Annotated in this window: 2 protein-coding genes and 1 pseudogene; all 3 read right to left on the reverse strand. The window is 77.1% G+C overall.

What is annotated here, in order from left to right; translation table 11 throughout:
- On the reverse strand, positions 1 to 403 hold a 403-nt coding region (locus K206_RS0120455), incomplete at its 3' end, for a prepilin-type N-terminal cleavage/methylation domain-containing protein (RefSeq protein ID WP_020204256.1).
- 65 nt (positions 404 to 468) lie between these two features.
- Positions 469 to 2124, reverse strand: coding sequence for a hypothetical protein (locus K206_RS38840; protein WP_020204257.1), 1656 nt, complete (start codon positions 2122 to 2124; stop codon positions 469 to 471).
- A gap of 116 nt (positions 2125 to 2240) precedes the next feature.
- Positions 2241 to 2516, reverse strand: a pseudogene (locus tag K206_RS0120465) (pilus assembly protein); the annotation flags it as partial.

Genomic DNA, 2516 nt, shown 5'->3' on the forward strand with positions numbered 1-2516 from the left:
GCGCGAGCCATTCCCCGGTGCTGCGCAGGATCAGCGTCCCGCACGGCGCATCGGGCCGCTGCGGCACCGCGCGCAACTCGACGCAGCGTTCCAGCCCGGCGCCCGGGCACGCGCCGGCGCTGATCAGGTGGCGCGAGCGTACCGGCGGCGCCGGCACGGGGCGCGGCCACCGGCCGGCCACCAGCGCGCCGCCGGGTTCCGCCGCGAAGGTCATGGCGGCCAGCGCGTGGCGCTCCAGTTCCAGCATGCCGCCGATCAGCGCGCTGCGCGCCTCGGCGCGCCAACCGCGCTCGACATGGCGGTGCCAGGCGGGAATGACCATTGCGGCAAGGATCGCGGCGATGGTCAGCGTGACCAGCAATTCGAGCAGCGTGAAGCCGCGTGGGCGTGGCCGGCGTGTCATGGGCGTTTCTCCGGGTACTGCCCGCCGTGGCAGGCGGTGGTGGAAAGCGGGCTTGGCGCGGGATCTCAAGGGACGCCCGCGCGGATCAGTTCCCGCCAGCGCAGGCGGCCGGTGCGGCGGCTGGCCACGGTGCCGTCGAGCGGCGTGGCGTGGCCGGCTTCGACCGACCAGAGCGTCAGCGCCACCGTCTCGCGCGCGGCGCGGCCCGGGCGCGGCGGTTCAGCGGCGGCGAGCGGCATGCGGGCGAGGGCAATGGTGGCGCCCGCGCTGGCGGCGTCCGGCCGGATCGGGGCGGCTTTGCCGGCGAACTTGCCGGCGGACGCCGGGGCGCCGTCCAGCGCCCGGACCAGGTAGCCGCGCTGGCGGCCATCCGGCGTGCGCGTGAGCAGCGCCACATGGCCCGGGTCGACGGGAAGGAGCCGTTCGAGGCGCTCGCCGGGATTGGCCAGCGGCAGGCGCCAGCCGGCCTCGCTCCCGTTTCCGGCATTGGCCGGAGCGGGGGGATCGGGCACGGCGACGACATGGTGGCCGCTGCCGTACACCACCAGATGGCCGCCCGCCGCGCTGAACACTTCCGGCGCGGCGGACATGGCCGGCGCGGTGGGTTGCCGGGCGGGCGTGCCGGGGCCGTGCAGGCAGCGGCCGTCCGCGCGCCACGGCGCCGGGCCGCGCAGGCCGAAGCGCCAGAGCCGGCCGGCGCCGTCCACTGCGTAGGCCGCCACGGCGAGGCCGGCCGCGTCGGACAGCACGGTCGCGGCGAGCAGGGTCGCGCCGGCCGTGCCGGCCCCGCAGCCGCTCGCGGGCAGGCGCAGGTGTTGCGCGGCGTACTTTCCGCGCCACGGCGCGTCGGCGGGTTTGTCCAGCGGCAGCAAGGCGAGCCCGCCCACGGCCAGCGGCACCAGCGCATGCCACCGCTGTCCGCCCGGCGCCGGCAGGGCCAGCGCGCGGACCGGCCCCGCGGGCGCGAGCGGCAGCGCGGGGGAGGCGGCGGTTTCCCACAGCGGCCCGGCCGGCGGCGCGGACGCGGCGTCCGTGATGTCGAGCGCGAACACGGCTGCCGGCGATGCGCCCGCCGCTACGCCGCAGAGCAGGACCGTGCGCCAGCGCTCCGGCTCGAGTTGCACGTCGGCCGCTTCGGGATATGGGCAGGGTGTGCTGGTGGATGTTGGCCGTGGCGCCTGCTCTTGCCGTCTTCGGGCGCCCGGCTCGCCGCCGGTGTGGCCTGCGGTAATCCCCGGCAGGTAAGCCAGCACTTCCTCTCCGCTGCCCGCGTCGAACGCATGCAGCAGGCCGGCCTGCGTGCCCAGCCAGACCAGCGGCGCGCGCGCGGCATGCCTCGCGGCGAAGCCGGCATGGCCGGGCCGGCCGGGCATCCACGCCGGCGGCGGCACGAGCACCGGCCTGGCGCCGGCCGCGCTGCGCGCTAGCGGCGCACGGCGCAGCGCGGCCAAGCGCGCCGCCACGGCATCGTCCGCGCTTGCGCGTGCCGTGAGCAGCCTGCGCGACGCCGGGTCGCGCAGCGCGAGCCGGGCGCCGGCTTCCCATGCGATGGCCGGCACGTGCCGGGCGCGCGGCGGCGCGGCGGCGGGCAGGGCATAGGCAAGCAGTTGGCCGGTCCCCGGCTGCGGGCCGGGCCGTGCAATGTAAGTGAGTGCCTGCGGTGAGGCGGCGCTGGCGCTGCCGCAGGCCAGCCCGGCGAGCAGTCCCGCAAGCGACCTCATGAACGGTTTCGCAAGCAGCAGCCTCACAAGTAGCCTCACAAGCAGTCCCGCATGCAGTCCCGCATGCAGTCTCGCAAGCAGCGCGGCGAGCACGCGGCGCGGCACGGCGGCGCGCCTCATGGCTGAAACTCGGTCTGCAGCAGGGCGCGCACCGCCGGGTCGCGCCCCGCGCCCAGCGCGGTGATGCGAAAGCGCGGCTTCGTGTTCTTTCCCGCGTCGCCGTAGCCGGGCGTCAGCCATGCGCCGGGAGGGCGTTCGTGCAGCAGCTCGATCACGTAGCGCGGCAGCGCGGCCGCGCCGGCGACGCCGGCCGGAAGCGCCGGCAGGGCGATGCCCGTGAAGGTGCCGGCGGCGATGCCGGTTGCCGCGTCGGGGCCGCGCGCGTCGAGCCA

Origin of the sequence: Cupriavidus sp. WS (genome assembly GCF_000395345.1) — a bacterium.
Classification (GTDB): domain Bacteria; phylum Pseudomonadota; class Gammaproteobacteria; order Burkholderiales; family Burkholderiaceae; genus Cupriavidus; species Cupriavidus basilensis_B.

Coding starts and splice junctions, on each gene's coding strand:
- K206_RS38840 (WP_020204257.1), bottom strand. CDS start 2,124: ATGAGGTCGCTTGCGGGACTGCTCGCCGGGCTGGCCTGCGGCAGCGCC.